Genomic DNA, 6286 nt, shown 5'->3' with positions numbered 1-6286 from the left:
CTGCTGCGCGTCCGCGGGGGCGAAGCGTGCCGCGGGCGCGCTGATCCCGAGGGCCGCGGGGAGACGGGTCCCGGGCAGCGGGGCCGCGACGCAGCGTCCGTCCGCCTCGTGCTCACCGTCGTTGACCGCGTATCCGTCCCTGCGCACCCGGTCGACCTCGTCGACGAAGGCGTCCACGGCGGTGATGGTCCGTTCCGTGCGGGACCACATACCGGTGTGCTCCAGCAGTTCCCGCACCCGTGCCTCCGCGAGCCGGGACGCGATCGCCTTGCCCAGCGCGGTGGAGTGCAGCGGGTCCCGGGCCCCCCGCGCCGACGTGAACCGGACACGGTGCCGGCTCTCGACGATGTCGACGTGGACGACGTGGTCGCCGTCGAGGATCGCGAGGGTGGTCGTCTCCTCGAACTCGTCCCGCAGTCGCTCCAGCCACGGGTGCGCGCGCTCCCGGAGGATCTCCAGCTGCCGCGACTGCATGCCGACGAAACCGAGTCCCAGCCGGTACAGCCCGGTGTTGCCGTCCCGTTCGACGTAGCGGTGGGCCTCCAGTGTCCACAGATAGCGGAATGCGGACGACTTGGGCAGATCGGTCGCCTGGCCGACATCGATCAGGGACACACCGTCGATCGACTCCTGCAAGAGGTTGAGAATCGAACAGACGCGCTCGACCGCGCGGACCGTGTAATCCCGTTCTTCGCCGGACACCACGGTCTCGTCCCCGGTCCCATTTCCCTGATTGCGTCGTCCCGACACGCCGATGCTCCCCTGTGGAATACGGATCGCCTGTTGACGAAAAAGCCTATCCGGTCCGGACCTTTCCGAGCAGGGGGCCACGAGGTCGCCGGGGTACTGGCCGGTCCCGCGATGTCGCGGAATCGACCGGGGGAGCCCGTTGTAACGAATCGCCGTCTCCAACGATAGTGATTCCGGGGAGGAGTACGGGTTGGACGGTCGGCGGCGTGTGCGTTTCCCGCCCGGCCGGGTCGGTGCAAATTGCGGAGTGCAAGATAGCCCGTTTGGTGGTGTCGGTGTCGCGGTCCGTGTCCGAAACTGGAGGTGTGTTGATCGTGGTGCAGCCACGCGGCTGGGGGTCCCGCATTTTTTGGCCGATGGCCAACGGTCTGTGCCGCGTCCCCCGAACTCGTCCCCGGACCCCGTACTCCTCATGACTATGTCTTCTCAGCAGGCCACGTCTTCTCAGCAGACGACGGCTTCACAGCAGCCCACGCCGCCGTTCACCGACACCGCGCCGGCCTTTCCCTCGACCACGCTCCGCGAGACCCCGTCGGAATCGCTGCGCCCGTCCGGTACCCGTTCGCGCGCGACCCTGCCGGAGGACGGCGATGCCGAGCCGGTCTGGGAGCTCGTCCGTCGGGTCCGCAAGCTGCGTGGACTGACCCAGTACCAGCTCGCGGACCGGCTCGTCGAGCTGTCCCGGAACTCCAGTGTCAGTCGCGACGAGGTCGCGCGGTGGGAACGGGGGAAACGGGTGCCGGGTCCGTACTGGCGGCAGTGGTTGAGCCTCGCGCTCGACGTGCCGTCCGATCAGCTCGCGGCGGCGGTCCGGTACGGGCGGACGGTGCGCTGACCGGCCCCTTCTCCGCGGACACCACGGAACCACCGCGGCGTAGCGCGCTATCTACGTAGCGTGCTACAGTGATGGCGGCCATCGGGTACGGGACCGTTCACCACCCGCCCACGAAGGTGGCTGACACGGCGGCGCGGCGCGGACTTCCCCTTCCGGCCGGGCCGCGCCGCCGGATCCGGACGACGTGATGACCGCGAGAGCGCAGGGGTGGTATGGGTTTCCTTTTCGGTCGTGATCCGTGCGGGTCGCGGAATTGTCCGGGCGATCGTTTCCGGTGTTCCCGGAGCGGAACCTGGTGTGGGCGAGCCGCTCCGCTCCCCGGGGCGTCGGCGCGGCGATTCTGTCCCCGGTCGGGCCGGGTCGTGTTGCCGCGGCAGCGGCGCCCACCCCGGGAATCGGGGTGAGCGCCGCCGCGGCCCGTTCAGGCGCTGCGTGCGGGAGGGTGCCGTAGCTCGTGGGCGACCTCGCCGAGGAATGCGCGGGAGTCCTCCGGCGAGAGCGCGTTGTCGGCCACCTCGCGCCACAACGCGTGGAAGACGTCCAGTTCGCCGCTGGACTCGTGGTGAATGCGGTCCACGGGCGTGCTCACCCAGACGACCTCACCGAAGTCCCGGATGGCTTCCGACGGGAGCACGAGTTCGGTGAAGGCGCCCGCCGCCGGGCACGCACCCGCGCTGCCGTCGGTGAGGATCCGAATCTCGATGTGCGGGGCGTGGGTGAGTTCCTCGAGGTGTGCCACCTGACGGGCGAGGATCTCGGTGCTGCCGACCGTGCGACGCAGCACCGCTTCCTCGACGACGCATCGCAGTTCGGGCGGCTCGTCCCGCTCCAGAACCTCCTGACGTCCGGCCAACATGCGGAGGTGCCGCGCGCGGGACTCCGCGTCGTGCGTCGGGAGTCCGGCACGGACCACGTGCTCCGCGTACTCGGGTGTGCGCAGGAGTTCGGGCACGACATTCGGCTCGAAGACGTGCATCCGGACCGCCGAGGACTCCATTCCCGCGAGCAGCGCGAGCGGGTAGGGCGGGAAGCCGTCCGGGAACAGGTCCTCCCACCAGTCCCGGACCCGGGTCTCCACGCGGTCCCGCAGCTCCCGGTAGTACCCGGCGCGTTCGGGGTGGCCGTACGCGTCGAGCATGATGTCCAGGCTCTCGTGGCTCGGCAGGTACCGCCCCATCTCGTAGTGCCCGATGGTCGCGCGACTCTTCCCGATCCTCCTGGCGATCTCGCTCTGGTTCGAGTTCTCGCCGGCCTCGCGCAGTCGCTTCAGTCCCAGGGTGAACGCCCATTCCGCGACGACATGGCTCACCTCGACCAAGGGCCCCACCTTTCGACTCCGGGTGACACCCCATATGTCACCCGAACGGGCCACGCCGCGGTGTAGCGCGGTACAGATGTAGCGCGCTACAGTGTGCGTGGCTACGGACAGTTGGACACCTGTCACGTTAGCCCCCGGTGGCGCCGGCCGTGGGGACCCCCTTGCGCACGGCCGCGTCGCCGGACCGAGCAGGTGCGCGACGTGCGCCACGCACCGAGGACCGACCTTCTGGAGCGTCGTATGTACCAGTCTCCGGTGGCCGGGGGCCGTCCGTACTCCCGGTGGTGGGCGGTGCCGCCCGGGAGGCGTTTCCGGCCACCTCCCGGGCGCGGAAGCGGGGGAGGTGACCCGGCACCGCGCACCGTGGCGCACGGGTGTCCCGGCTGCGGGAGACCCGTGCGGGAGACCGCCGCGGCGGACCGGGGCTCCGGGCAGGAGGCGACGGAGGACAGCCCCGCCCTGCGGGAGTGGGAGAAACGGAGACGGGGGCGGTGCGTGCGGCTGTGGCTGGGCACGGTGCGCGTCCGTGCCGTGGCCCACGACGTCGAGGAGGCGCGGTACCGGCTCACCCGGTACGTGCGGATCCCCTGCCACCGGACCGGGTACGTCCCCGCGCTCCGCGCGACGGACACACCCCGTCCGCTCCCGGCGGAGGAGTGGCCGGAGGGGGAGGACTATCCGCGGGAGGCGGAGGCCCGGTGGTACGACCGCGCTCCGCACGGTCGGCTCGAACGGGCGCACGCCGCCGGATACGTGCGCGCGCTGACGGCGGCCCGGTGCCGGGCGCTCGGCATCACCGTGCCCGCGGTGTCGCGGGAGTCCGTACGCGCGCAGCGGCGCGGAGCCTCCCGGACGCCGGGCGACGGCCTGAGCGGCTGGACGGTGTCCCACCGGGTGCTCTTCCTGGCCGGTCCGGGCGAGGCTCCCGCCCGCGCAAGGGAACTCGCGGCCACGGTCGTGGACGATGCGGGCCGCACGGCCGGGGAGGTGGTGGGACTGCGTGCCGACGACGGTGCCGAGGCCTCCGGGGGGCGGTACCTCCATCCGGCGGAGACGGTGACCGACGAGGCGATCACCGCCCTGTGGGACGACTACGACGCCGCCGAGGACGACCCGGGCGAGCCCGCCGCACTGGCCCGTGTGCTGGGGCTGGCCGCCGTGCACACGTGGCGTCGGTTCCGCGCCGGGGCCGGGTGCCGTTTCGGTGAGCGGAATACGATCGACTGACAGGGTGTGCGAAGGGTCCACCGTGTCGTATGCTCAGCGGAGCCGGCGACGACGCTCGGCGTCCGCGCCGGCCGCCCGCGCGCCCGTTTCCCTCCCCAGGGCGCCGCAGTGGTGACGGTGTCCCGGTGCTGAACCCCCAGCAGCACCGGGACACTCCACCCACCGGGTCACCGGTGCACCGCGGACCCGTCCCCGCGACCCGGTGCCGGCCGCGAACCGCGGCCGTACAGCACCTCGGGCTCCCGATGTCCGGGTCTGCCGTTGACCCAGCTCGGTCCGGCGATCTCCTTGGCGTGTCGCTTCAGTGGTGCGAGCAACCGGGAGACCTCCCGGTAGTCACGGACCGACGGGGTCGCGCACACCAGGGTCGCCAGGGACACCGACACGGTCAGGGCCCCGGCGGACCAGTGGGTGTGCAGGAGCCGGTCGGCCACGTACGTGATCCCGTCGGTCGCACACACGATCAGAAAATCGTCCCCGCCCACGTGACTGACGGTGGTGCCCGGTGTCTCGGTGGCGAGCCGGCCGAGTGTGTGCCCGAGCGTGCGGATGAGGTCGTCGGCGGCCGCGAAACCCGCGGTGTCGTTCACGTCCTTGAAGGCGTCGACGTCCAGCCACCCCGCCACGAACGGCGTGCCGTCCCCGAGACGCCGGTCGACGTCCCGGGCGACGACATCGCTGCCGGGCAGCCGGGTCAGCGGGTTCAGCGACGCGGCCTCCTCCACCCGCATCTCGGCGAGGGCACGCACGATCTCGTTCGCGGGGACGACCCCGGTGCAGCGTCCGTCGCGGTCCACCACGACGATCTCGTCACCCACCCGTTCGGACCGGGTACAAGCCAGAACCTCGAAGAACCGCGCGGTGTCCGCGGTGTCCGCGAGGACGTGGGGACGGTCCGCGAGAGCGGCCGCCGGGCGGTGGGCGTGCAGCGCGTGGCCGAACGGCCCGGTCACGCCGAGCAGGAACCGGGTCCGGTCGATCGACCACTGTGGACGACTCTGGTCGTCGACGCCGACGATCCCTCCCGGAGGGTCCTGTTCGACGAGGATCGACCGGACCTCCTCACAGGTCGCGTCCGCGGGCAGGGTACGGGCGGGTCGCAGGAAGTCGACCAGCGACAGTCGCGCACGACGGTGCGGGACCGCCGGGTGTGCGGGCACCGCCGCGGTCGCCGCACCGCGGCGCGCCACCGACGGGTCCGCGGACAGCAGCTCCCCCTGGGCGAGGCGTACTCCGAGGGAATCGAGCACGTCGAGATGCCCGGTGCGCTCGACCCCCGTGGCCACGAGGTGTCGGCCGGTGCGGTCGGCGAAGTGCACCAGCGACTCGGTGAGCGCGGTCGTCGTGGTGTCGGTGCCGATCCGGCACAACGTCGCCCGGTCCAGCTTGACCGTGTCCACGGGCGATCCGGACAGGACGTTGAGCGGGATGTCGCCGGCGTGGAATCCGTCCAGCGCCAGCCGGAAGCCCCGGGACCACAGATCACGGATTCCGGCGAGAAGTGCCTCGGGTGCCATTCCGTGAAACGGCGGTCCTATTTCCAACACCACGTCGTCGGGTCGCCGTTCCGCTCGGGCGAGCGTGTCCAGCAGTGTCGTCAGTGCCGACGGTGCGGAGGCCGAGGTGAGTGCGGTGATGTTGAGATGGAGCGTCCGCGCCCGGTGCCTGCCGGGGACGGACCGCAGCGCGCGCGTGGCGAGCCCGAGGTCCACCTGCACCAGTCGGCCACGTCGGTGCGCACTGTCGAGCAGGTCCCGGACGGAGCCGGTCAACGGCCTGGTGAGTGCCTCGACGGCGACCACGTCCCCGGTACGGAGGTCGTACACCGGCTGGAAGGCGAAGCGGATCTGCCGCGATGCTCTGGCCACGCCGGTACCCACCCGCCTCCGGTCCGTCCCGCGCATTCCGCCGGGGCGGAAATGCCTGCGATCTGCAGCGCGATATTTGCATGTCGCCCGATGCGGCGACAAGAGCGGTCGATCTGTCGGACGCCGTTTTTTACGCCATCCGGATGACCTGCGGATGAACGAATGACGGCCGGTGACGGAATAATTCGCGAAATCGGCCCCCCGGGGGGTGCGACGGCGCGATCGACGGTCGGTCGGCGGCCCGGTGGCAGGGCCGGTGCGCGCCGACCGCGGCGGCCCCCGGTCCGG

5 protein-coding genes are annotated in these 6286 nt (G+C 71.5%); 2 read left to right on the top strand and 3 right to left on the bottom strand.

Annotation, left to right across the window (positions count from 1 at the left end):
• Positions 1 to 750, bottom strand: a 750-nt coding sequence (locus ACTIR_RS0112585) for an IclR family transcriptional regulator (RefSeq protein ID WP_411431327.1), incomplete at its 3' end; no start/stop codon positions are given.
• Between the two features lie 541 nt (positions 751 to 1291).
• Between ACTIR_RS0112585 and ACTIR_RS0112580 the strand changes: the two genes are divergently transcribed.
• A complete protein-coding gene (locus ACTIR_RS0112580; RefSeq protein WP_026454556.1) occupies positions 1292 to 1585 on the top strand; it encodes a helix-turn-helix domain-containing protein in 294 nt (97 codons plus the stop codon).
• 421 nt (positions 1586 to 2006) lie between these two features.
• Here the strand turns inward: ACTIR_RS0112580 and ACTIR_RS0112575 are convergent, their stop codons facing one another.
• Complete coding sequence (locus tag ACTIR_RS0112575; protein ID WP_034239714.1) at positions 2007 to 2903, bottom strand: helix-turn-helix domain-containing protein; 897 nt, start codon at positions 2901 to 2903, stop codon at positions 2007 to 2009.
• Positions 2904 to 3299: 396 nt separating this feature from the next.
• Here ACTIR_RS0112575 and ACTIR_RS23090 point away from each other — a divergent pair, with 396 nt between their 5' ends.
• The gene (locus tag ACTIR_RS23090; protein ID WP_052583860.1) at positions 3300 to 4130 is read left to right on the top strand and encodes a hypothetical protein; all 831 of its coding nucleotides are present in this window, start codon (positions 3300 to 3302) and stop codon (positions 4128 to 4130) included.
• Positions 4131 to 4297: 167 nt separating this feature from the next.
• Here the strand turns inward: ACTIR_RS23090 and ACTIR_RS0112565 are convergent, their stop codons facing one another.
• Complete coding sequence (locus tag ACTIR_RS0112565; protein ID WP_052583859.1) at positions 4298 to 6034, bottom strand: EAL domain-containing protein; 1737 nt, start codon at positions 6032 to 6034, stop codon at positions 4298 to 4300.
• Positions 6035 to 6286 lie beyond the last annotated feature (252 nt).

Source organism: Saccharomonospora iraqiensis subsp. iraqiensis (assembly GCF_000430445.1).
GTDB lineage: Bacteria > Actinomycetota > Actinomycetes > Mycobacteriales > Pseudonocardiaceae > Saccharomonospora > Saccharomonospora iraqiensis.
Note: the sequence above shows the minus strand (reverse complement) of the source record. Positions and strands in the feature narration are given on the sequence as shown.